This is a genomic window from Pseudoalteromonas sp. XMcav11-Q, from assembly GCF_040104525.1.
In the GTDB taxonomy this organism is placed as follows: Bacteria; Pseudomonadota; Gammaproteobacteria; order Enterobacterales; family Alteromonadaceae; genus Pseudoalteromonas.
The window spans coordinates 62,020-85,244 of sequence record NZ_JBECOX010000003.1; the positions used below are offsets into that span (position 1 = coordinate 62,020).

Here is a 23,225-nt window from a genome sequence, read left to right on the forward strand (position 1 = left end):
TTTACGCTTTTGGAATAGTTAAGACTTGCCCAATAAACAAGGTATTGTTTTTCAGGTTATTTGCTTTTTTCAATTCACTGACCGTAATGCCATAACGGCTAGCCAGCACACTCAATGATTCACCACTTTTTACTTTATGCGTCACTGGCTTATTGGATTGCATACGCGCAAAGAGCGAATTATCCGGTGGATTTTTCTCATAATAGCCTTTTATCGAACTAAAAATAGCCCGAGCTAAACGCTCTTGATAATGCGGAGACATTAATAGCTTTTCTTCTTTGGGGTTTGAAATAAACCCGGTTTCCACCAGAATCGAAGGTATATCTGGTGATTTTAGTACCCCAAAGTTTGCAGCTTGCGGTCTGCTTTTGTGCATTTTTGCCACTTTTTTCAGCTCTTTGACGACTTCTTCTGCGACCTGAAACCCGGTTTTCATCGAATGTTCCATCGACATATCAAGTAACGCTTTGGCTAAATATTTTTCGTTGGCCGTATCTTTAATTAAATCGGCAGCCCCTCCCAATAATTGTGAGTGTTTTTCTTTGTCTTCTAGCCACTTACCTATTTCAGAATTAGCTCTGCGTAGTGATAACACCCAGACCGACGCTCCGCGTGGTTGAGGGCTGGTGAAGGCATCTGCGTGAATAGATACAAAGAAATCCGCTTTTCTTTCGCGCGCTCTTGCAGTTCTCGTATTCAACTTGAGGTAATAATCGCCAGTACGAATAAGCTTTGCGCTCATCCCCGGCTGGCTATCTACTAAGCGTGCTAAACGCTTCGCAATTTGAATGGTTACAAGCTTTTCATAAGTACCTGAAGGTCCAATAGAACCTGGATCTTCACCGCCATGACCGGCATCGATGGCGATGACAATATCTCTGTCTTGCGCCAGTGTTTTTCGTGGTGTGGCAGTTTTTGTATCGTCATAAGCACTCATCTGCTTACCATACAAATCAACGACTAAGCGGTTTTTATACGGACCGGTTGGTGCTAACGCAAAGATTTTTGGCGTAGCACTGCGACTTAGCTCCACAACAATCCGTGCAGAATTGCTGTTCTTCGGTTTGCTGTGGCGCACCTTGTTTACAACTCGATGTTCGTCAGGAACACTCGGAAAGTCTTTTTGTTGCTTGGTGTTTTCAAGGTCGATCACCAAGCGCAGTGGATTTTTCAGCACAAAATAGCTGTAATCCGGCTTATCGCTCATATCAAAAACAATACGAGTGCTTTCTGGGGAGGGCCAAACACGCACACTTTCGATGGCGTTTTGGGCGATGCTCTGCATGCTCGTTAAGAGCATGCAGATAAAAATGAAAATATAACTAATAGTCGGCTGATTACGCATAATCTTGTAATTGTTTTAATAGTGCCTCGCCGCGGCTAGACTTGGCCTCAAGTGTAATTTGACGGCCATCACCAGCATACTGCATTGTGACGTCTATATCTGGGTTTGGAATAAAGCCTTCACCTTTTTCAGGCCACTCAACAACACAGATAGCATTACTTGCAAAGTAATCCCGGATCCCCATGTATTCGAGCTCTTCAGGCGAACCTAATCGATATAAATCAAAATGATATATTGAGACATCATCCAGTTCATAAGGTTCAACTAAGGTATAAGTTGGACTTTTTACCTTACCTGAATGACCAAGGCTTTGCACGATCCCGCGAGTGAGCGTGGTTTTACCTGCGCCTAAATCACCGTGTAAAAATAGTACCGCACCTTGACGAATAACATTGGCAATTTTATTACCCATGGCAACTGTTGCTGGCTCATCAGCCAAATCGAATTTCATATGACCTGTCGTCACCCTAAAATACCTCGAATATGTTCGAATAAATCCCCGGCCAACATACCTTTTTCGCCATCATGGGCGGCCTGCTCGGCAGCTAAACCATGAATATACACGGCTAGGTTTGTTGCAGCAAATGCTTCCATCCCTTGGGCAATTAAACCGCCTATGATACCAGATAAAACATCGCCCATCCCAGCACTCGCCATTCCTGCACAGCCTGAACGATTAATATTTATCCGCTCACCTTCAGATATCAAACTGCCCGGCCCTTTTAGTACCGTAACGGCGCCATATTCATGGCTAATTTTTTTAGCCACCGCGAAACGGTCATGTTCATTTAGCGGTGTCTCTAAGTGGTTCAATAACCGCCTTGCTTCACCTAGGTGAGGCGTTAATACCCAGTTTGATTTTTGCCTCGGTGCATGCGCTAAACAATTGAGCCCATCAGCATCCACAACCATCGGTAATTCAGTTGCCATCGCATGGTTAAAAAGTGTTTTGGCCCAAGCGTCTTGACCAAGCCCGGGACCAAGCACTATCACACTGGCTTTTTTTATCAGTGGCAATAACTCATTCGCACTCTCAACACCGTGCACCATTAATTCAAAACGCCCCTGTAAGACGCTTGCAATATTATCAGGATGAGTAGCGACCGATACAAGGCCAGCTCCTGCACGCAGAGTGGCTTCTGCCGCCAATCGAATTGCTCCAGCCATACCACGATTACCACCAATAAGTAACACATGACCATGTGCATTTTTATAGCTATCTGGTGCTCGCTGCGGCCTTGCTGCCATGAACGTTTGATGATTTAAGTAATTAGATGTTGGCGTTACTAGGGTTTTGAATGCTTCACCTACATCCAAGTCGGCTAACAATAACGTTCCCACAAAACGCTTTGCTGAGCCGCTAAGTAAGCCCTGTTTTAACGCGATAAAGGTGATAGTTTCGGTAGCTAAAAATGCACTAGGTGCAACTTCTCCTGTTGTGGCATTTATACCGCTCGGTACATCAAGTGCCAACCTAGTAATCGGCAGTTTATTTATTTTGTCAAAACAAAGGCAAATATGGTCAGGCAGCTCACCTCTAAAACCTGTGCCGAACACGCCATCAACCACAACCGTAAACTGACTTAACTCTACTTCGTTCAACGAAAAAACCAATGCGCCTTGATATTGAGAAAATGCCTGCTGCGCATCGCCCGTTAAGCTTTCGGGTGCAAATAACGCGAGTACGGTGACGGAAAATCCGGCCTGCTGACATAATTGAGCGACGACAAAACCGTCTCCCGCGTTATTGCCTTTACCTGTGATAATTAAGATATGGCTGGATTTGGGCTGGCTGTTTTCAATAAAGCGAAATGCAGCGGCCCCAGCTCGTTGCATTAAGGTACTTAGATCTTTGCCTGATAACTTTGCGGCTTTTGCTTCATATTGCTGCACTTGTTGGGCTGAATAAGCAAATTGTGGTAAATTGCCCGTGTATTCATTAGCCATTATTTCTTCCCGTGACGACCGATAATATCAATTATAGTGAACTTGCAACACAAATTAAGCAATGGGGCCAAGAACTTGGCTTTGCAGAAGTCGGTATAACCGACATTGATTTACGCGAGCATGAAGCGCAACTTCAGCGCTGGTTAGACGCAGGCTATCATGGTGAAATGGCTTACATGGCTGCGCATGGAATGAAGCGTGCCCGCCCCGCTGAACTGGTTCCTGGCACTCAACGCATTATTTCGGTGAAAATGAACTACCTGCCACCCGATGCCAGCTTTGCCAGAGCGCTTGGTAATAAAACCACAGCCTACACCTCTCGTTATGCATTAGGTCGAGACTATCATAAGGTAATGCGCAACAAGCTAAAGCAGCTCGGACAAAAGATTGAGCAAGAAGTCGGTACGTTAGGGTTTCGCCCTTTTGTCGACTCAGCCCCAGTACTAGAGAGACAAATTGCAGAAAAGGCAGGCCTTGGCTGGCGTGGAAAAAACAGTTTAGTGATTAATAAGCAGGCGGGCTCTTGGTTTTTCTTGGGTGAGCTGTTTGTTGATATTCCTCTTCCTATTGATAAACCAAACCAAGAAGAAGGTTGCGGCCGTTGTACCGCCTGCCTAACTTTATGCCCTACTGGCGCCATCGTAGAACCTTATGTCGTTGATGCGAGACGCTGTATTTCTTATCTCACTATAGAGCTTCAAGGCGCTATTCCAGAGGAATTTAGAGCAAAAATGGGTAATCGGATATACGGTTGTGATGATTGCCAGTTAGTTTGTCCATGGAATCGCTATGGTAAAATAACGGAAGAAGCCGACTTTTTGCCGCGAACTCAACTTAAAGATCAGCAATTGTTGAGCTTATTTGCTTGGGATGAAGCAACATTTTTGAAAAACACCGAAGGCAGCCCCATTCGCCGGATTGGACATGAACGTTGGCTACGAAACTTAGCCGTTGGCCTTGGCAATGCACAATACGATGAAGCAATCGTTATAGCACTGGAAGATAAGCGTCAAAGTGCCACTCCCCTTGTTATTGAGCATATCGACTGGGCGCTGGAGCAACAAAGACAAAAGTCAGACCAACATGAACGCAAAAAAGCAAGGCTGATCCGCATTATTGAAAAGGGCTTGCCACGAGACGCTTAGCAGGTTTGTCGTGCTAAAGCACGACCTGCACAAAATGGTTCGAAGGAATCACGATAAATAAGCTGCGCTATAAAAGCTAAAAAAGTCGCGCTAAAGCGCGACCTACGGCAGTATTGGAAGTAGGGTTGCTATTCTGATCGTCGTGAGAGTAGTTTTAAGTCTTCTTCAATATCATGGAAAGCGGTTTTCACTTCTCGCACACTTTCTTCCCGTGCGACTGAGCTTTGAATCGCTTTATCGACGTTTTGATAGATAAACATCTCCTGATCTTCGTCTAGGCCCATTGTCGGAATGCGCTCTTCAAATAACTCTTGTAATGAGCGGAACACTTTTTCGTTTTCTTGACGATTTTTATCAAGCAGCGACACCATGCTGTTAAACTTACCTTGCACCATTTTTATCGCTTCTTCCAGGTCCTCATGTTGCTGTACCAGCTTGCGTTTAGTGGAAATAGCAATTAACTGTTGCTCCGTTACACTGGCAATAAAGCAAATATGATCCCGCAATCTACCGTGTTTATCTGGATCGTCTCCCGGCATATTGAGGATCAAAATACTCAAAAATGGATAGTTAACCAATATGCGGTTAGTAAATTCATGTAATCGCCCTTTGGTGTGTAAGATTTCAAATAATTCAATGACGATAGGTGAGCAAATCCCCGTAGTGGCAAAGTGATGTTTTTGTCCCTCAAGCCGAACTTCAACATTACAATTAAGTCCCAGTCCCTTTAAACATTGACATAAAGCTTCCGCCAGTCGCGGGATTGCTTCTATCTCACCGATTTGCTCAATGTAGGTAACGATTTGCCCCATTTCACTGCTATTAGCCATGGCGCTAAATGCCGTGGAGGTTGCATCTTCAATTTGCTGAGCCAGAATGTCTTTTTCTAATAGCATTTGGTTCAAGTGCGTGAGCTTGGCTTTTAACTCACCTTGGCCAAACGGCTTAACAATATAATCTTCAGCACCCACTGAGTAGCCTTCCATGCGCTCTTCAACAGAGCCCCTTGCCGACACAAACATAACGATAATATGCTGTGTGTTTGGATTGGCTTTAATCGCCTTACATACCTCATAACCGCTCATTTTTGGCATGCTCACATCAAGTAAAATTACTTGAGGATCAAAGTCTTCGACTACTGCTAGACATTCATGACCGCTTCCAACGGTTTTTAACTCAAAGTCTAAGTCTTCTAAAATCTCTTCAATGATTTCTAGATTAAATGGTTCGTCGTCAACTGCTAAGATTCTGCGTAAAGCCATAAATGAATATCCTTCGTCGGTTCACAATGAGAAAGGCACTACGGGAAAATAAGGTAATTCAAGGCCAGTGCCTCAATAGCTCCCAATCAAATTGTATTAGTACAAGCTCTATTATTATTTATAGACGCTTACTCAACGCCTTTCCAATTACAACCATTACACCGCGTTACTCTCAAGATGCTCTGTTAACGGCAGACTCACATTGATACATGCACCGCCCTCGGGATTATTTTCGGCGTAAATCTGCCCTTTATGCAGTAAAATAAATTCCTTACAAATAGCAAGACCTAAACCCGTGCCGCCGGCACCACTGTCTGTTTTACTGCTTTGCACAAACTTGGCAAAAATCTGTTCCAATTCGTCATCCGGAATACCAACCCCTTGATCGGCAATCTTGATATGAATATCTTGATCTTTACAGCTTAACAGTACACTCACCTCACTACCTTCAGGGCTAAACTTGAGCGCATTGCCCAATAAGTTTCTGATCACTTGATTCATTTGCTCCGGATCGCAAAAGGTCATCACGCCTTGAGCGGGCTTTTCAAAGCGGATTTTTATCTTTTTCTCAAGCGCAGTGCCTGATACATCTTCAATACCGCTTTGGATCACATTAACTAGATTGTGAAAGCTTGGATTAAATGGAAAGCGACCTGCGTCTAACTTTGATAAATCAAGCAGATTGTTAAGCAGTACCAATAGACGCTCACCACTGGTTTCGATACGAGATAAATACTTTTTGAGCTTATCCGCTGGCACTTCAGGAGCCGTTAGCTTATCTAAACCGAAACGAGCAAAACTTAATATAGAGTGCATTGGTGTGCGAAGCTCATGAGACATATTGGCTAGAAATTCAGATTTGGATAGGTTGGCCGCTTCCGCCGCTTCTTTGGCTTTTTGTAACTGTGCCGTTCGAGCTTGCACTTCAAACTCTAGCAACTCTTTGGTTTCTTCTAGTACTTCTTGTTGCTCTTTAAGCTTTGAGACATTTTTAAAAATGACCGCAAATGCCATATCACCGTGATGATCGATTTCGTTAAACGTTCCCATCAAAGGAATGCTGCGCTCACCCGCTTTTGGCAGACTCAGCTCACAGTTAAAATGCTTTAACATACCAACATGCTTCATCAAATCACGTAATTGCGACACGGATATTTCATCAAATAGCTCAAAAATAGAGAGTGGCTGTAATTCTTCTTCCGTCAGCTCAAACAATTCGCAACACGCGTCATTTGCTTCAATAATATGGCCCTGGCGGTTGAACAGCATAATCGGATCCGGGGTATGTTTATAAATCACGCGCAGCAGACTGTCGCGTTCAATCAAGGCATCGACTGTATCCTGTAGGCGCTCAACTAACTCTTGGTTATGGCGTCTTAAGAGCTCTGTTTGCCATAATTTATGTAGGCTTTGTAATAAATCGCTCTCATCAAACGGTTTAATCAGAATGTCTTCAACCCCTTGACGCACGGCTTCTAACATATCCACTTGATTAACCCGAGAAGTCATCAATAAGCAGCGGCAATTGTGGTGCACTTGACGAACTTTATTAAACACATCTAAGCCAGTGTCTTTTTCTAGATTAAAGTCACAAATAAGGAGGTCAACAGGATGTCGCTCGGCAACTTGCATCGCTTCATCAAGCGTCGTCGCGGTCGTCACCGCAAGCTGTGCTCCGCGTAGGCCGTTAGCTAAGGTCTCTAGGCGAGGCGTATGATGGTCAACCAGCAACACTTTGGGCAGCACTAAGGTATTAGTAGAACCAATTTCCAGTAGGCGTTCAAGTAAGCCAGTAATATCTTTATTGGCAAAGAAGGGGTAGATAACAATGCCATTTGGCAAGGCGCGGTTGATTTCACTGAAAGATTTTAAGTGCTCGGCATTATCGGGTTTAGGTGCCAGCAATACTAACTTATCATGATTCCTCAGTTGATATAACGCTTGGAGCTTACTGGCGGGCACCCCATGAGCAATAACAACAACATCGAATTTATCAAAATCGAGATTTGCTTCCAGACTCCGGTAATGCACATGCTCTACCTCGCCACCGAGTAACTCAAATAATACCTTTACTCGCATCGCTTGCACACTGCTGCTGTCAATAATCAGCACTCGATTCGTCATAACCAGATCCTTTACCGATAATTCTGAGATCCAGTTTAGTAGAAGAATCACAAGACGCTAAAAAATAGCACTATTTTGATATGTTTGACGCCGCGGTCTAATTCACGCAGCGAAAAAAATTCAAACAGCAAAGCAACGGCGTATAAAGCTATGCGAGAGATTTGCCCAAAATCGTCAAGCTATAGTGATTACCATCCATGACCGCGACGTTGGGTAACTCTCCCCACTTTTTATAACCGTGTTTTTCAAACAAGCGGATACTGGGGAGATTATGAGAAAAAATAAAGCCTAGTAGCGTTGTAATAAACAAGCTTGGCGCTTGCTGCTCTGCAAAATCCATGAGTTTACTACCTAACCCTTGGCCTTGTGCCGCTTTTGCAAGATAGATACTCACTTCAGCCGTACCATCGTAGGCAGGACGTCCATAAAAACTGCTAAAGCTTATCCACGCTATCACCTTTTCCGCCAGCTCTACCACATAAATTGGGCGATTTTGCGTATGTGCGGCGAACCAACTTTGCTTTTGTGCTACGCTTACGAGCTCCGTATCCGCGGTGACTTGGCGGCTCGGTATCGTTTCGTTGTAAATGGCAACTATGGCGCAAAGGTCATGCGGTTTAGCGAGTCTAATATTCATGAAAGCTGATCAAGGTAACGAATATTTTCGTATCATAAGAGATAACATAAATAAAAGGAAAGCACTGATGATAAAAAGTCTTTCGATTCTGAGCTTAGCGCTCGGTTTCCTAATCTCGAGTAACGCGTATGCAAAGACATCCAGCTGTGATGATTTTACCAATGTTGAGCTGCGAAAACTGCGTTCTGATGACTCACTTAATCTATGTGAATTTAAAGACAAACCGCTTCTCATCGTAAATACAGCCAGTAACTGTGGATTTACAGGTCAGTTTGAAGGGCTTGAGCAACTACATCAAAAATATCAAGATAAAGGCCTTGTTGTACTTGGTTTTCCCTCAGATGACTTTTTCCAAGAAGAAGACGACGAAAAGGAAACTGCAAAAGTATGCTTTATCAACTACGGTGTAACCTTCAATATGTTTGCTACATCGGAAGTTCGAGGCTCGGATGCTAACCCCATTTTCCAACATTTGAATGAAGTAACAAGCTCTCCAAATTGGAATTTTTACAAATACTTAGTGTCAGCTGATCGGAAAACAATCAAGCGCTTTAACAGTCGCACTAAACCTATGTCTGACGAGCTCACTAGCGAAATTGAAAAACTCTTGCCTAGATAAGCTGATTTTTTAACGTACCTAGATTAGAATAAAGTATGAATAATAAATAATCATCGGAGAAATTATGGCAATCGCTAGTGCAAGACACATCCTAGTAGATAGTGAAGCGCAATGCATGGAGCTCAAAGAACGCATTGCAGCAGGGGAAGATTTCGCAGAAATCGCAAAGCAGTACTCCAATTGCCCGTCGGGCCAAGATGGTGGTGCGCTAGGTGAGTTCGGACCAGGCATGATGGTGCCTGAATTCGATAAAGTGGTTTTTTCAGCCCCAATCAATCAAGTACAAGGGCCAGTGCAAACGCAGTTTGGTTTTCACTTGCTTGAGGTAACCAGTCGTAGCGATTAATTCGCTTGCGAAAAGTTAATCACTTCGCCATCATTCCTTAATACCAACTCGCTACATTTACTAAATGAGCGAAAAGATACTTAGTTGAAGGAATGATGGCATGAAACTTATCGGTTCGAACACCAGTCCATACGCCCGTCGAATTAGAATGTGGGCCGCGGCTAAACAGCTCCCAATGAGCTACCAGCATATAGATATATTTTCCGAAGCAGGCCATGACGAACTTATTCGCCATAATCCTGCCCGTAAGATCCCATTTTTAATTGACGATGCACAACTTATTTGTGATTCCAATCTGATTGTTCGCTATCTCCGTGAAAAACATCAACTTCCATTTCCCAGTTGGGATCAAGAAAATTGGCTGATCCTTATCAATGCCTGTAATGATTCTTTGGTAGAACTGTTACTTAGCAAGCGCTCAGGTTTTGATATTGAACAAGATAAACTATTTTTTAATCTACAGCGGGAACGAATTGGTCATACCCTGCACTATCTCAATGAAGAGTGTGTGACAGAAGAGTTTTTACACTGTGATTATCTCCAAATCAGTTTATACTGCCTTATTGATTGGGTTCTATTTAGAGAACTCGTCGACCTGAGCGATTACACCAACCTAATGGCATTTCATGGCCGTTGGCAAAGCCAAGCAATCGCCCAGCAAACTGATCCACGAAATTGAGAACACCTATGATGAATGAAGAAGAAATTGGCTCAGAAGTCAGTGAGTTTATTGAGCAAGTAAAAAATACTGAAAGCGTTTGGGCACTTAGCTCTGATGACGGTGGCATGGTTGTGGTTGACTCTAACCAGTTTGACGAGACAGATGTGTTATTGCTGTGGGATAGTGAAGAAAAAGCGCAAGCTCAATGTCGCGACGAGTGGAGTGAGTTTTCACCGATGAGTATTGATGTTGAAAGTTTTCTTGACGAATGGGTACTCGACCTAAAAGAAGATGATGCACTCGTTGGTCTAAACTGGAATGATGACAACGTTTGTGTTGAAATCGAGCCCGTTGGTCTTGCTAGACTACTTGTCGATATCGAATAAAAGCACACCGCATCAAAGTGGCGCTCATCCTTCGTGAGTGCCGCTATTCACCCGGCTTTGACACCAAAGCAATTAAAGTCCCTTCAATGGCTCTTACATAAGCTTGTGTTACTCTGCCCTTTTGGTTTGGTGAGCTTAATGGCTCAGCCCCTGCGGCTACCGCCTTATCATAGCCTTCAGGGACATTTTCACAGCTGATGGTAATTTCAAACCCAAGTGCAGGCTGTTTAGGATGGCAACGAATATAGTCTTGCCTAAATTGTGATTGGGCTAATGGATGGCTGGCAAAGGCGAGTTTCACTTCTCCTGTGTCTAACTCACCATAATCCCCTTCATCGGTCATATCAAAAGTGCTCAAGCCAAATGCTTGATAGTAAAAATCCAGCACTTCCTCAACACTTTCTACATAAATCACCGTTTTAGCAAACACCTAAGCCTCACTATCAATAAACCTAATGTAACTTAACCTGAGTTTTGGGTAAGAAATGAGCTAACTCTTTATTTTTCAAGCTTGTCTAAACCATATACTTGTCTAGCCAGAGAGTTTTAGGGATAACTCCGCTCTCGCGTCCTGCTACCGCCCTGGTACCTACATCCTGTAGGCAAGGCGGATTTACGCACCAATAGCTGGCTATTGGAAGTAAATTCAACAAAGTTAGCGCTGAAACTAGCTGCTAGAAAGGCATTAATTATCCGAAGCTCAGGTTATATATAACTTAAGCACAAATGTTGGGCAAGGTAAAACAAAGCGAGAGAGTTCAGGGTTAAAGTTAAATATAGTCGAATGTGGAAAAGGAGTTAGTTGGATAGGTAGGGAACTTATGTTTAGCTCGACACACCCACCAGATAGTGTCGAGCTACAATTCCCGCAAAAAGCCTTACGACTTATTGCGGTTTTCTTTTGCGAATGCGCGAAGCTTACGCTTTTGTGAGAGCGTCATTTTGTTTGAACGACCAGCGTAAGGGTTATCCCCTTCACGGAATTCAATCTTAATCGGCGTACCCATTACGTTAAGCGCTTTACGATAGTAGTTCATCAAATAGCGCTTATAGCTATCTGGCAGTTCATGCACCATATTGCCGTGGATAACAATACGCGGCGGGTTATAACCACCTGCGTGTGCGTACTTAAGCTTCACACGGCGTCCACGAACCAATGGTGGCTGGTGATCCGCCTGAGCCATATCCATAATACGACGTAACATTGCCGTACTTACTCGCTTAGTCGCTGATTCATAAGCTTCGTCAATCGACTCAAACAAGTGACCAACACCTGTACCATGTAATGCGCTAATAAAGTGCAAACGAGCAAAATCAACAAAGCCCAAGCGTCTGTCTAGCTCAGTTTTGATACGCTCTTTGACATAGTCATCAAGACCATCCCATTTGTTTACCGCAATAACCAACGAGCGACCCGCATTTAGTGCAAAACCAAGTAGACTCAAGTCTTGATCTGAGATCCCCTCGCGCGCGTCTACAACGAGCAATACCACGTTGGCATCTTCAATCGCTTGCAGGGTTTTGATAACCGAGAATTTCTCTACGACATCGCTGACTTTCTTACGCTTACGTACACCGGCGGTGTCGATTAACACGTATTCTTTATCATTGCGCGTCATTGGAATGTAAATTGAATCGCGTGTTGTACCCGGCATATCGTAAACGATAACGCGGTCTTCACCTAAAATACGGTTAGTTAGTGTTGACTTACCTACATTTGGACGACCGATAATCGCGAGTTTAACAGGCTTGTCTTCAAAACCCGTTTTGCCATCTTCGGCTTCTTCACCTTCAAGGTAAAGCTCGGCGATATCTTCATCATCATGCTCAAGCTCTTCATCTTGAGCCGTAAGTTCAGCGATAATCGGTTGTAGCGTCAACTCTAATAATTGAGTAACACCACGACCATGCGCAGCGGCGATCTGTTGAACGTCACCAAGCGCCAGCTGGTAAAACTCAGCACAGTTGGAGTCAGCATCAATGCCATCCGTTTTATTAGCGACAACAAAGCAATTCTTCTGTTGTTTACGAAGGTGCTGCGCGATAGCTTGATCAGCAACCGTCATACCAGCGCGCGCATCCACCAAAAATAGCACAATATCCGCTTCTTCAATTGCAAGCAGCGACTGCTCGGCCATTTCAGTTTCAATGCCTTCTTCAGAGCCATCGATACCACCCGTGTCCACCACAATAAACTCGTAGCCTTCATAGTTTGCTTGGCCGTATTTACGGTCGCGAGTCAGACCCGGAAAGTCAGCAACTAACGCGTCACGAGTACGTGTTAAACGATTAAACAGTGTGGATTTACCCACATTAGGTCGCCCAACCAGAGCGATCACAGGAAGCATAGACTACCTCTTTTATAAACAACAAAAGGCTTCGCAAAAGCGAAGCCCCATAAAAAATCTAAAAATTCAGAAAGTTACTGCGGAATTTGAACTGCGCTAAGTTCACCATCACGCGTGTAAACAAATACTTTGCCATCGACCACAATCGGTTCGACGAAAAAACCTGAACTATCAAACTCGGTACGCGATACCAACTCACCAGAGCTCTTATCTAGCCAATGTAAGTTACCTTCCTGATCGCCAACCACTACATAGTTGCCAGCAACCGTTGGAGCGGTTAAATACCAACCGCGCAGAGCTGGTTGTGTCCAACGTTCAATACCTGAGTTTTTGTCTAGTGCGTACAGTACGCCATCGCTATCAACCAAATAAATTACGTCAAGATCGAGTGTAAGGTCTCGGTAACTACTGTACTCACGATCCCACACTACATTGCCGCTGCGCACATCAATGGCGACTAGTTTACCATTATAGGCGATAGAATACACATATGCGCCGCTTACAACAGGTTTAGTATCAACATCCACCAAACGTTCAAACTCAGAAGCCCCTTTTGCAATTGCAACATCCGAGCTCCATGCGGTAAAACCGTTTTCAGCGATAAGTGCTGTTAACTTACCACTTTCTTCGCCAACCAATACGCCACCATTCGCGCTGGTTGGTGAGCTTAAACCACGTAATGTCAGCGCAGGGACTTCTTGCTCATAGTGCCAACGCTCTTCACCTGTATCTGGGTGTAGCGCAACCAGCTTGCCTGAACCTAAGTTAACGTAAAGAAGACCATCGCCTGCAGCTGGCGCTGACAGCGCTTCACCTGGTACCGACTTACGCCAAACTATTTCGCCGGTTTCACGGTCAAGCGCAAAAACCTGCCCGTGTTCAGAGCCAACATAGAGTTTACCATAAGCTTGTGTGATCCCACCTGACAGCTTCGCACTGTCGCTGTCTTCCCATGGCCAAAAGTTGGTATTCTCACGAACATCAACTTGCCACTTTTCTTTACCTGTTTGTGCATCAAATGCTGTCACTATACCTTCACGGGCAGCTGCAAAAACAGTGCTTTGGTAGCTTGTTGGAGATAAACGCGAAAAGTAGTGCTCAACCCCGTCACCAATCCCTTCTTGCCAAACCACAGAGGCGTCGAATTGATTGTTGATCTCAGGGAGCTTTAACTCTTCTTCATCATCACTAGAAGAACAACCAGCGGTGAGTGCTGCAACACATAAAGCCAATGAGGCCATCGTTAACTTCTTCATGGCAACTCCTTAAACCGTTGTCTTTTGTGCAAGATCATCCAGTTTAATTTGCAGCATAGGGTTGCTATTGCCTTCCGCTGCTTCTAGTGCCGATTGATAAGCACTTCGAGCTTTATCTTTATCGCCTTGAGCAAGGTAAATATCACCTTGGATCTCAGCAAGCTGAGCCTTAAACGCTTCAGGCATAGGCTTACCGAGTGTTGCCAGTGCTTGTTCGTATTGAGACTGTGACGCTTGTACACGTGCAAGTCTTAATAAAGCCGTTGCTTTTAGCTCAGCGTTAGCAACATTATCAGCCGCCCAAGTTAGCTTCTCTGCAGCTAGCTTAAGATCGTCTTTGTCGATTGCCTCTTTAGCAGCAACGAAAGCCGCTAACACGGCGTAGTTAGAATCAGCATTTGCAGCAACAAAAGCGTCGCTTTTAGCTAGTACATCATCACTTTCAACAACCTGAGTGTATGCTTCTGATGCTGCTTCTGCGCTATCGATCTGGCTTTGGTTATACGCTTTCCAGCCATACAGACCACCTAAACCAAGCACAGCACCAACCACAATCGTTGTACCATTTTCACGGAAAAATCGTTTTATTGCTTCTGCTTGTTGTTCTTCTGTTGAATAAATTTCCATTCTAACCTCTTAGCCTACCAGCTCTGCTAACAGCGTTTTTACTTCTGCAAGTGGTAAGGTGATTTGTTCTTTCTCTTCACGCAGATACTTCACTGTCACTTTGCCTTCAGCGAGTTCATCTTCGCCTAGCACTAGCGCAATAACAGCATCGCTTTTATCTGCACGTTTAAATTGTTTCTTGAAGTTGCCACCGCCACAATGAACCATCACGCGAAGGCCAGCAATATCATCTCGTAATTGCTGTGCAACCACTGGAGCTTGAATAGCCGCTTTGTCACCCATCGCAACAACGTATACGTCTGCATTACGACGAATATCGCCCACACACTCCAACGTCTGTAGCATCAAGACTAAACGCTCGATACCCATCGCAAAGCCAACAGCTGGTGTTGCTTTACCGCCAAGCTGCTCTACTAAGCCGTCGTAGCGGCCGCCAGCACATACTGTGCCTTGAGAACCTAAGCTTGTCGTCACCCACTCAAATACGGTGCGGTTGTAGTAATCTAGGCCACGTACCAGCTTTTCATTAACTTGGTATTCGACGCCAGCTGCGTCTAAACGTTCACACAAATTAGCAAAATGTTCGCGTGATTCATCATCTAAGTGTTCAGAAAGCTTAGGCGCATCAACAAGTACAGCTTGTACCTCTGGATTTTTGCTATCCAACACACGCAGTGGATTGCTATACATACGACGCAGACTATCTTCATCAAGCGCTTCTTTGTGTTGCTCCAGATATGCAATCAGAGCATCACGATATTCAGCACGCGCTTCATTTGACCCCAAAGAATTGAGCTCAAGCGTAACATGGTCTTGAATGCCAAATTGCTGCCATAGACGCGCCGTCAATAAGATCACTTCGGCATCAATATCTGGTGTTGCCATACCAAAGGTTTCAACGCCAAATTGATGGAATTGACGGTAACGGCCTTTTTGCGGTCTTTCATGGCGGAACATAGGTCCCATATACCAAAGGCGCTGTTCTTGGTTGTATAGCAAACCATTTTGATTACCCGCACGGACGCACACTGCTGTGCCTTCCGGACGTAGCGTTAAGCTATCGCCATTACGGTCATCAAAGGTATACATTTCTTTTTCGACGATATCGGTTACTTCACCGATAGAGCGCTTAAATAGATCGGTCGACTCAACGACTGGAAAGCGGATCTCTTGATAACCAAATGCCGCTACTGTGTCTCTTAACACCGATTCTACTTTCTGCCAGACCTGCGTGTCACCTGGCAGACAATCATTCATTCCACGGATTGCCTGAAGTTGTTTAGTCACTGAAAACCCTAACTTAAATTTGTCACCAACCGATTTCCTGCTGCTTTAGCCTTTAACTAAATACGCTAAAACAGTCTCATCGCATTGGTTTTATTTCTTTAATGCCATTTATCGTCGTGCAGTCTAGCACGCCGTGAGAAAGCGCGAAAATTCGCTTATCTTAACGATTACGCTGGTATCAGTCGATGATTTTTACATCGATTTTTTCTTCGCTTTCTTTTTTCTCTACATATTCTCGGATCTGAGACTCTAATTGAGCGACAATATCATCATTATCAATCCGTGTCTTTTGGCGCTCGCCATTAATATAAAGGCCTGAACGGCGATTTGCGCCAGCAAGACCTAAGTCACTGACGAGTGCTTCGCCAGGGCCATTTACCACGCAACCAATCACAGAAACCGAAATTGGTGTGACGATATCTTCTAATCGCTCCTCAAGCTGATTCATAGTATTCACTACATCAAATTCTTGACGAGAACAACTTGGGCAAGCAATAAAATTAATGCCGCGCGAACGAATTCGCAGCGACTTTAGAATATCAAAACCCACTTTGATTTCTTGCACCGGATCAGCCGCCAGTGAAACACGTAATGTATCACCAATCCCTTCAGCAAGTAGCATACCTAGACCAACTGCCGATTTAACCGAACCAGCTCTAAAACCACCAGCCTCAGTGATCCCAAGGTGCAGAGGTTGGTCAATCTCTTTTGCCAGTAACCGATAAGCGCCAACGGCTAAGAACACGTCGGAAGCTTTTACCGAGACTTTAAACTGATCAAAATTATGGCGCTGAAGAATTTCGACATGTCGCATCGCAGACTCAAGCAAAGCTTCAGGTGTTGGTTCACCATACTTTTCTTGCAAATCGCGCTCTAGTGAGCCGCCATTCACACCAATACGAATTGGGATATTGTGCTCACCCGCCGCGTCAATCACTGCACGAATACGGTCTTCACTGCCAATATTCCCAGGGTTTATCCGCAAACAATCGGCACCGTACTTAGCCACTTGTAATGCAATACGATAATCGAAGTGAATATCCGTAACGAGTGGAATATCTACTTGCTCTTTAATGCTTTTGAATGCTTCAGCTGCATCCATTGTCGGCACAGAAACACGGACAATATCCGCTCCAGCGTCTTGGATAGCTTTAATTTGTGCCACCGTCGCATCAACATCTAGAGTATTGGTGTTCGTCATAGACTGTACTGCTATCGGTGCGCCATCACCAATAGGCACATTACCGACATAGATCCTTGTTGATTTTCTACGCTTTATAGGTGGTTCTGAAAACATGCTGACTACTCTGTTAACGGTAAATTGAATTTAGCTAGACGGTTTTTAGTAAACGCAGGCAAAGACACTGGTTTACCGTCAAGCGTGACCTCTACGGCCTGATGCTTGCCGAGTATAACAGAAAAAGGGGCCTTACCTTCAACTGTCATAGTATATCCCGCTTTTTTAACACCAAATGCAACACGCTCTTGTGTTGCGTCAAACATTTCAACCCAACTTTCTTCGTTGAAATGCATGACCACCGTGCTCAATGCAGAGTCTCGTTTTGTCGCTTGCGGTTTCGTTTCAACTGGCACCGAAACCTCCGCTTCACTCTCCTGTGGCTCGCTTTGCGGGGTTGTGTCATTGTTTTGCTCAGTAGGCAATTCTAGCTCATCCATCGCTGGTGTTGTGACATTTTCAACTGGCGTTTCAAGCTGAGTAACCGACGTTTCAGGCACCACTTCTTGCTCTGAGCTATTGGTCTGCCAAAACCAAAATGCCGACGACCCCAGTACGATAGCCAGCACAATGTAGCTCACCATCATTAGGCGGTTATCGTGGGCTTCTTTATGAGTACGGCGAGAAAAGCTTTGCATCCGCTTTTTCTGTGGCGGCAGCTCCGGAGATTGATATCTAGCCAGTACTTCCGTCGGATTCAAACCCAGTAGCGCAGCGTAATTTTTAATATAGCCACGCACAAAGGTTTCAGGCCCTAGGTCTTGATAGTCATCCTGCTCGAGCTTGGTAAGTTGGGCATGGGTCATCTTTAAGCGCGATTCAATTTCAGCAAAGCTGATCCCGGCATTTTGTCTCGCCGTTGCTAAAGTTTGCCCGAGTGAAGGCTGCTCTTGTTCAGGTGCTTCCTGCTCTTTCATTGTTTGGTTCATAAAACGTAATTTGTTGGGTCTACAATTAATAATCCGTGGCCTGCTTGCAGCGCCACATCAGGAGTGAGTTTATTCCATCGCATAATTTCATCGATCAACACACCATATCGATCGGCAATACTGAGCAAAGTATCTCCCGCCGCAATTTCATGCACGACATTGGGATTGTTAAGATACACCTTTTGACCTGCGTACAATCTTGCAGATTCCCGCACTTGATTATATTCCATCAATTCAACCATTTTAATGTCGTATTTGACTGAAATACTAAACAGGTTTTCACCTGCAATAACAGTATGAAAAGGTACCTGAGGAGGCGCAACGTCACGATTTAATAACGGTACACTTGAACTGCTGGATGATGTAGTCGCTAACACTTGAGGCTCACGTGAGCGAGGACTAAATGTGACTTCCGATGGGTCCGGTTGATAAAACTCAACCCGAGCTTCAGAGTCCGAGCTAACGTTCACTAAAGATGTGCTTTTTGCCACTTCAGGTTTTGCCGAAGGCGCAGAATTATTGGCCTCAATGGGTGAATCAACGGTGAATGATTGGGTTGAATTCGGTTGCGTTTTCTTACGTTTAATTTTAATTTTTGGATTCGCAACTATATGATTAGGCGACGCCTCGGCAAGCTGATTTAACTGCGCTTCTCGATAGCGATTGCGCAACCGTTCAAATTCACTTGCAGCGATATTATTCGTTAAGATAAGGCCTGCTTGTGCAGATTTAGGGTAGCTTTGCACCAAGGTCGTGGCGATGTCTTGCGCTTTTTGTAAGTGGCCCATTTGCATATGCACTAGGTGCCCAAGCATTAAGCTTCTTGGCGAAATAAATCCACGCTTGGCAACATTATCAAGCACATCTTCTGCTCTTAAGAAATCACTGCGAGCATAGTACAGGCCCGCGAGTGCAAGTTGCGACGACATTTGCTGAGCGTTATGCTTAATCGCATTTAACAGATATTCCTCGGCAAGGGAATACTCGTTTTGCTTCAACGCACATAGGGCTAAGTTTTCATAGCTTGCAGATACCCGCAAATAACTTGGCACCTCTATCGCTTTGAAAAAGTATTTGCTCGCTTTGTCATACTGTCCAACGCGACAAAGAAAAGTGCCATAGTTGTTTAGTGTGTCGGGATTATCTGGCTCAATATCCAAAGCCGCCTGATAGGCATTATCAGCACGTTGTTGCTCGCCCACCTGTTCGTAATAATACGCTAATGTATAATGAGCTTCGGCCAGTTTTGGCGCTAACTGTAATGCACGCTCTAAGTTAAATTTAGCTGAGGTGGTGTTACCAGAATTGAGATATTGAAGTGCAAGCGCAATGCGAGTTCTTGCGGCATTGGTGTTATTGACTTGTTGTTCGGCCACAGGACGCCCATCGGAGCGATAACTACTCTCCGTCACACAACCTGACAGAACTAAACTCGCGCCTGCGAGAATGGATGCAGCCAATCCTGTTTTGCGATAATTTCGCGATTGCATCACTCACCTTTGAATGCCACTGAGTTCTATGTGTGCCCTATATTACCCAAAAGGCTAAGAGATTCATCTCTTTTTTACCAGATAGTCAGAACTTATCTGAGGTTAAGATGAAATGAGCTGAGTAAACCCAGCTCATTTTTAATATTATTGTGCGCTTACATTGACAGTAATAGCATTGTCGTCACGCTGCTTTTTCTTGGCTAAACGTTTGGTTCTATCTACGACATCACCTACTAGCTGTCCACATGCAGCGTCAATGTCATCGCCACGAGTACGACGAACGATACAGGTAAGTCCTGCAGCTTGTAACACCTTAGAAAATCTATCGATACGGCTGTTGCTAGAGCGACCATATTCATTCCCTGGGAACGGGTTAAATGGGATCAAGTTAATTTTTGACGGTGTGCCTTTGAGAACTTGCACCAACTCATGGGCATGATCTGTACTGTCATTCACGTCTTGTAGCATCACGTACTCAATGGTGACATCTTTATTTGCTTTAGAGCCATCAATATAGCGACGACATGCTGCTAGGAACTCTTCAATCGGATACTTTTTGTTGATTGGTACAAGTACATCACGTAGTGGATTGTTTGGCGCATGTAGCGAAATCGCCAGTGCCACATCAATCTTTTCTTTCAAGATATCAAGCGCAGGTACCACACCCGATGTACTTAGCGTAACGCGACGCTTGGATAAACCAAATGCCCAATCGTCCATCATCAGTTCCATCGCCGGTACAACGTTATTTAGGTTTAACAGAGGCTCACCCATACCCATCATAACGATGTTAGTAATTGGACGTTTAGTGCTATCGCCTTTATGCAGACCAATGTCGGTTGCCACGCGCCAAACCTGACCAATGATCTCAGACACTTTTAAATTACGGTTAAAGCCCTGCTGCGCTGTTGAGCAAAAAGTACACTCTAGCGCACAGCCAACTTGAGAAGACACACACAGTGTCGCTCGGTCTTTTTCAGGGATCCACACGGTTTCAACTTCTTGGCCACCCTCGAGTAATAGAGCATATTTAATGGTACCGTCAGAAGCCTCTTGCTTTACTGAAATTTCAGGCGCCTTAATCTCACACTCAGCTTGCAAACGCGCACGCAGCTTTTTGTTCAGATTGCTCATATCATCAAAGTTGTCAATGCCAAAATGATAAATCCATTTCATCACCTGATCCGCGCGAAACGGCTTTTCGCCATATGATGCAAACAACTCGCGCATCCCCTCGCGATTTAAATCAAGTAAGTTAATTTTTTTCTCAATAGTGGTCATGAACAACCTCGGTTAAAGACGGTAAGAACAGCTAAATTGCCAATAACGCATTGTACAAAAAAGCAGCAAGCATCACAAATAATGTAACGTGTTTTGTGAAGTAGTGTGATTACTTTACAAAGCACGCTTATCCCTCAACTTAGCTACGGGACAAAAAAAGGGCTCGAAAGCCCTTCTTTGGCACCAAGTCTCGAATTAACGAGTACGTGGGCAGATCTCTTCTTCAGCGAAGAAGTAAGCGATTTCGCGAGCAGCAGACTCTGGCGCGTCAGAACCGTGTACTGCGTTCTCGTCGATGCTGTCTGCGTAGTCAGCACGTAGCGTACCAGCTAGCGCTTCAGCAGGGTTAGTAGCACCCATGATTTCGCGGTTTTTACGAACTGCATCTTCACCTTCAAGCACCTGAACCATTACTGGACCAGAAGTCATGAAAGAAACTAGTGCACCAAAGAAAGGACGCTCTTTGTGCTCTGCGTAGAAACCTTCAGCTTTCTCTTGAGAAAGGTGAACCATTTTTGATGCAACGATTTTAAGACCAGCAGACTCAAAACGGTTGTAGATAGCACCGATGTGGTTTTTAGCTACAGCATCAGGCTTGATGATTGAAAAAGTGCGCTCTAAAGCCATCTTTTTTGCTCCAAAATATTATTGTGAATATTAACGGGCGCGAATTATACGTGTTTTGGTAGAAAAAACCTACTATCTCACGCCGCTTTCTTTGCGAAGAAACGAAAATTTGGCGAATTATTTGTCGATTAAATGCGCAGAGTTGCTAGTAGAAGCCTTAACAGTAAGGTCTCTTGCCCTTCCTTGCACAATGTCAAAAAACCTGATCTACATCAAAATTACTTACTTAGCTTTCTTCTATACTGCGCCGCTTTTTAGAATCAGCACACGAAATCACTCAACAGGCCCTAGTTCAATGTATGAGGTAAACCATGTTTGTACCAGAACTTCTCTCTCCTGCCGGCAGTTTAAAGAATATGCGTTACGCTTTTGCGTACGGTGCCGACGCTGTGTACGCCGGACAACCAAGATACAGTCTACGTGTACGCAATAACGAATTTGACCTAAACAACCTCGAAACCGGTATTAACGAAGCCCACCAGCAAAACAAAAAGCTCTATGTCGTATCAAATATTGCGCCGCACAACGGCAAAGTGAAAACTTACTTACGTGATATTGAGCCCGTTATCGCGATGAAGCCAGACGCGCTTATCATGTCCGATCCCGGGCTAATTATGCTGGTGCGCGATAAGTGGCCAGACATGCCAATTCACTTATCCGTACAAGCGAATGCTGTTAACTATGCGGCGGTGCAATTTTGGGCCAAACAAGGGGTTGAGCGCGTTATTCTTTCTCGCGAGTTGTCGCTACAAGAAATAGAAGAAATTCGTACATTGTGCCCAGACACTGAGCTTGAAGTGTTCGTTCACGGCGCCTTATGTATGGCTTATTCTGGTCGCTGTTTATTGTCGGGTTATATCAACAAGCGCGATCCAAACCAAGGTACTTGTACCAATGCCTGCCGCTGGAGCTACGATGTCAAACCTGGTCAAGAAAACGAAACCGGGGATGTTGTCCATAAAGTCGATCCAAAAGCGATTATTCCAACCTTAGGGGAAGGTCAACCAAGCGACGAAGTGTTTATGCTCGAAGAGCAAGGTCGCCCAGGTGAATACATGCCAGCATTTGAGGATGAGCATGGTACTTACATCATGAATTCCAAAGATTTACGTGCAGTCCAGTATGTTGATCAACTGACTCGCATGGGCGTGCACAGCCTTAAGATCGAAGGCCGAACCAAGTCATTCTATTACGTTGCCCGCACCGCACAAGTCTATCGTAAAGCCATTGATGATGCTGTTGCAGGTAAACCATTTGACCCAAGCTTAATGAAAACCCTAGAAAATCTAGCCCACCGAGGATATACCGAAGGTTTCTTGAAACGTCATGTACATCAAGACTATCAAAATTACGACTACGGTCATTCGGTGTCTGACCAACAGCAGTTTGTTGGTGAAGTGCTAGGTCGCACTAATAATGGCCTCGTTGAGATTGAGGTTAAAAACAAGTTCTGTACTGGTCACAGCTTAGAATTGATGACGCCTAAGGGCAATATTCACTTTAATCTTGAACACATGGAAAATAAAAAAGGCGAAGCGATAGATGACGCCAAGGGCTCTGGTCATATCGTCAAAATTCCACTGCCAGAAGACATAGACTTAAGTCACGCCATTTTAATGCGCAATTTGGGCCAAAGTGAGGACACTCGTAATCCTTTTAAAAAGGCATAAC

General features: G+C 44.5%; 22 protein-coding genes. 6 read left to right on the plus strand and 16 right to left on the minus strand.

Translation table 11 applies throughout. The features are described from left to right. Nucleotide 1: 1 nt before the first annotated feature. From ABMY45_RS05910 to ABMY45_RS05920, 3 genes are read right to left on the minus strand one after another with little or no spacing between them, the layout of a single operon-like run. Nucleotides 2–1,345 (minus strand): N-acetylmuramoyl-L-alanine amidase, encoded by a 1,344-nt coding sequence (locus tag ABMY45_RS05910; protein ID WP_102056149.1) that lies wholly within the window; start codon nt 1,343–1,345, stop codon nt 2–4. Next, a complete protein-coding gene (gene tsaE, locus ABMY45_RS05915) occupies nt 1,338–1,811 on the minus strand; it encodes a tRNA (adenosine(37)-N6)-threonylcarbamoyltransferase complex ATPase subunit type 1 TsaE (RefSeq protein ID WP_010605655.1) in 474 nt (157 codons plus the stop codon). The genes ABMY45_RS05910 and tsaE overlap by 8 nt, the downstream gene beginning before the upstream one ends. Further along, nucleotides 1,808–3,292 (minus strand): NAD(P)H-hydrate dehydratase, encoded by a 1,485-nt coding sequence (locus ABMY45_RS05920; RefSeq protein WP_349288574.1) that lies wholly within the window; start codon nt 3,290–3,292, stop codon nt 1,808–1,810. Before ABMY45_RS05920 ends, tsaE begins: the two co-directional genes overlap by 4 nt. A gap of 11 nt (nt 3,293–3,303) precedes the next feature. Between ABMY45_RS05920 and queG the strand changes: the two genes are divergently transcribed. After that, on the plus strand, nt 3,304–4,437 hold the full coding sequence (queG, locus tag ABMY45_RS05925) for a tRNA epoxyqueuosine(34) reductase QueG (RefSeq protein WP_349288575.1): 1,134 nt from the start codon (nt 3,304–3,306) through the stop codon (nt 4,435–4,437). A 128-nt stretch (nt 4,438–4,565) separates the two neighbouring features. Here queG and ABMY45_RS05930 read toward each other — a convergent pair whose 3' ends face one another. The 3 genes from ABMY45_RS05930 to ABMY45_RS05940 form a co-directional block, all read right to left on the minus strand. Further along, nucleotides 4,566–5,699: a response regulator gene (locus ABMY45_RS05930; RefSeq protein WP_235366967.1), complete on the minus strand. Its 1,134-nt coding sequence runs from the start codon at nt 5,697–5,699 to the stop codon at nt 4,566–4,568. A 156-nt stretch (nt 5,700–5,855) separates the two neighbouring features. Then, a complete protein-coding gene (locus ABMY45_RS05935; RefSeq protein WP_010377369.1) occupies nt 5,856–7,823 on the minus strand; it encodes a hybrid sensor histidine kinase/response regulator in 1,968 nt (655 codons plus the stop codon). A gap of 148 nt (nt 7,824–7,971) precedes the next feature. Further along, nucleotides 7,972–8,460 (minus strand): GNAT family N-acetyltransferase, encoded by a 489-nt coding sequence (locus tag ABMY45_RS05940; RefSeq protein ID WP_235366965.1) that lies wholly within the window; start codon nt 8,458–8,460, stop codon nt 7,972–7,974. A gap of 67 nt (nt 8,461–8,527) precedes the next feature. Here ABMY45_RS05940 and ABMY45_RS05945 point away from each other — a divergent pair, with 67 nt between their 5' ends. The 4 genes from ABMY45_RS05945 (at nt 8,528) to ABMY45_RS05960 (ending at nt 10,472) form a co-directional block, all read left to right on the plus strand. After that, nucleotides 8,528–9,079: a glutathione peroxidase gene (locus ABMY45_RS05945; RefSeq protein WP_026000907.1), complete on the plus strand. Its 552-nt coding sequence runs from the start codon at nt 8,528–8,530 to the stop codon at nt 9,077–9,079. Between the two features lie 64 nt (nt 9,080–9,143). Further along, nucleotides 9,144–9,425, plus strand: coding sequence for a peptidylprolyl isomerase (locus tag ABMY45_RS05950; protein WP_010377362.1), 282 nt, complete (start codon nt 9,144–9,146; stop codon nt 9,423–9,425). A 100-nt stretch (nt 9,426–9,525) separates the two neighbouring features. Further along, a complete protein-coding gene (locus ABMY45_RS05955; protein WP_019647242.1) occupies nt 9,526–10,104 on the plus strand; it encodes a glutathione S-transferase family protein in 579 nt (192 codons plus the stop codon). An 11-nt stretch (nt 10,105–10,115) separates the two neighbouring features. After that, nucleotides 10,116–10,472 carry a DUF2750 domain-containing protein gene (locus tag ABMY45_RS05960; RefSeq protein ID WP_010605663.1) on the plus strand — a complete coding sequence of 119 codons (357 nt, stop codon included), beginning with the start codon at nt 10,116–10,118 and terminating at the stop codon, nt 10,470–10,472. Between the two features lie 43 nt (nt 10,473–10,515). On the opposite strand, the gene ABMY45_RS05965 is transcribed toward ABMY45_RS05960, so the two are convergent. The 10 genes from ABMY45_RS05965 to ndk all read right to left on the minus strand — a co-directional run bounded on the left by ABMY45_RS05965 (nt 10,516) and on the right by ndk (nt 21,554). Continuing rightward, nucleotides 10,516–10,902: a VOC family protein gene (locus tag ABMY45_RS05965; protein ID WP_239422660.1), complete on the minus strand. Its 387-nt coding sequence runs from the start codon at nt 10,900–10,902 to the stop codon at nt 10,516–10,518. 448 nt (nt 10,903–11,350) lie between these two features. Beyond that, entirely contained in the window at nt 11,351–12,820 is a 1,470-nt protein-coding gene (gene der, locus ABMY45_RS05970; protein WP_010605664.1) for a ribosome biogenesis GTPase Der, read from the minus strand. A 74-nt stretch (nt 12,821–12,894) separates the two neighbouring features. Then, on the minus strand, nt 12,895–14,076 hold the full coding sequence (gene bamB, locus ABMY45_RS05975) for an outer membrane protein assembly factor BamB (protein WP_010605665.1): 1,182 nt from the start codon (nt 14,074–14,076) through the stop codon (nt 12,895–12,897). A gap of 9 nt (nt 14,077–14,085) precedes the next feature. Continuing rightward, the gene (locus ABMY45_RS05980) at nt 14,086–14,703 is read right to left on the minus strand and encodes a tetratricopeptide repeat protein (RefSeq protein WP_349288576.1); all 618 of its coding nucleotides are present in this window, start codon (nt 14,701–14,703) and stop codon (nt 14,086–14,088) included. 9 nt (nt 14,704–14,712) lie between these two features. After that, nucleotides 14,713–15,990: a histidine--tRNA ligase gene (hisS, locus tag ABMY45_RS05985; RefSeq protein ID WP_239422659.1), complete on the minus strand. Its 1,278-nt coding sequence runs from the start codon at nt 15,988–15,990 to the stop codon at nt 14,713–14,715. Between the two features lie 178 nt (nt 15,991–16,168). Then, nucleotides 16,169–17,287 (minus strand): flavodoxin-dependent (E)-4-hydroxy-3-methylbut-2-enyl-diphosphate synthase, encoded by a 1,119-nt coding sequence (ispG, locus tag ABMY45_RS05990; protein ID WP_017217050.1) that lies wholly within the window; start codon nt 17,285–17,287, stop codon nt 16,169–16,171. 5 nt (nt 17,288–17,292) lie between these two features. Beyond that, on the minus strand, nt 17,293–18,144 hold the full coding sequence (locus ABMY45_RS05995; RefSeq protein WP_010605669.1) for a RodZ domain-containing protein: 852 nt from the start codon (nt 18,142–18,144) through the stop codon (nt 17,293–17,295). A gap of 8 nt (nt 18,145–18,152) precedes the next feature. Then, complete coding sequence (gene pilW, locus ABMY45_RS06000) at nt 18,153–19,646, minus strand: type IV pilus biogenesis/stability protein PilW (RefSeq protein WP_010605670.1); 1,494 nt, start codon at nt 19,644–19,646, stop codon at nt 18,153–18,155. Nucleotides 19,647–19,790: 144 nt separating this feature from the next. Continuing rightward, entirely contained in the window at nt 19,791–20,927 is a 1,137-nt protein-coding gene (locus ABMY45_RS06005) for a bifunctional tRNA (adenosine(37)-C2)-methyltransferase TrmG/ribosomal RNA large subunit methyltransferase RlmN (protein WP_102056140.1), read from the minus strand. A gap of 195 nt (nt 20,928–21,122) precedes the next feature. Further along, on the minus strand, nt 21,123–21,554 hold the full coding sequence (gene ndk, locus ABMY45_RS06010) for a nucleoside-diphosphate kinase (protein ID WP_010377338.1): 432 nt from the start codon (nt 21,552–21,554) through the stop codon (nt 21,123–21,125). 311 nt (nt 21,555–21,865) lie between these two features. Between ndk and yegQ the strand changes: the two genes are divergently transcribed. After that, nucleotides 21,866–23,224 carry a tRNA 5-hydroxyuridine modification protein YegQ gene (gene yegQ, locus ABMY45_RS06015; RefSeq protein WP_211867847.1) on the plus strand — a complete coding sequence of 453 codons (1,359 nt, stop codon included), beginning with the start codon at nt 21,866–21,868 and terminating at the stop codon, nt 23,222–23,224. The last annotated feature ends 1 nt before the right edge of the window (nt 23,225 follow it).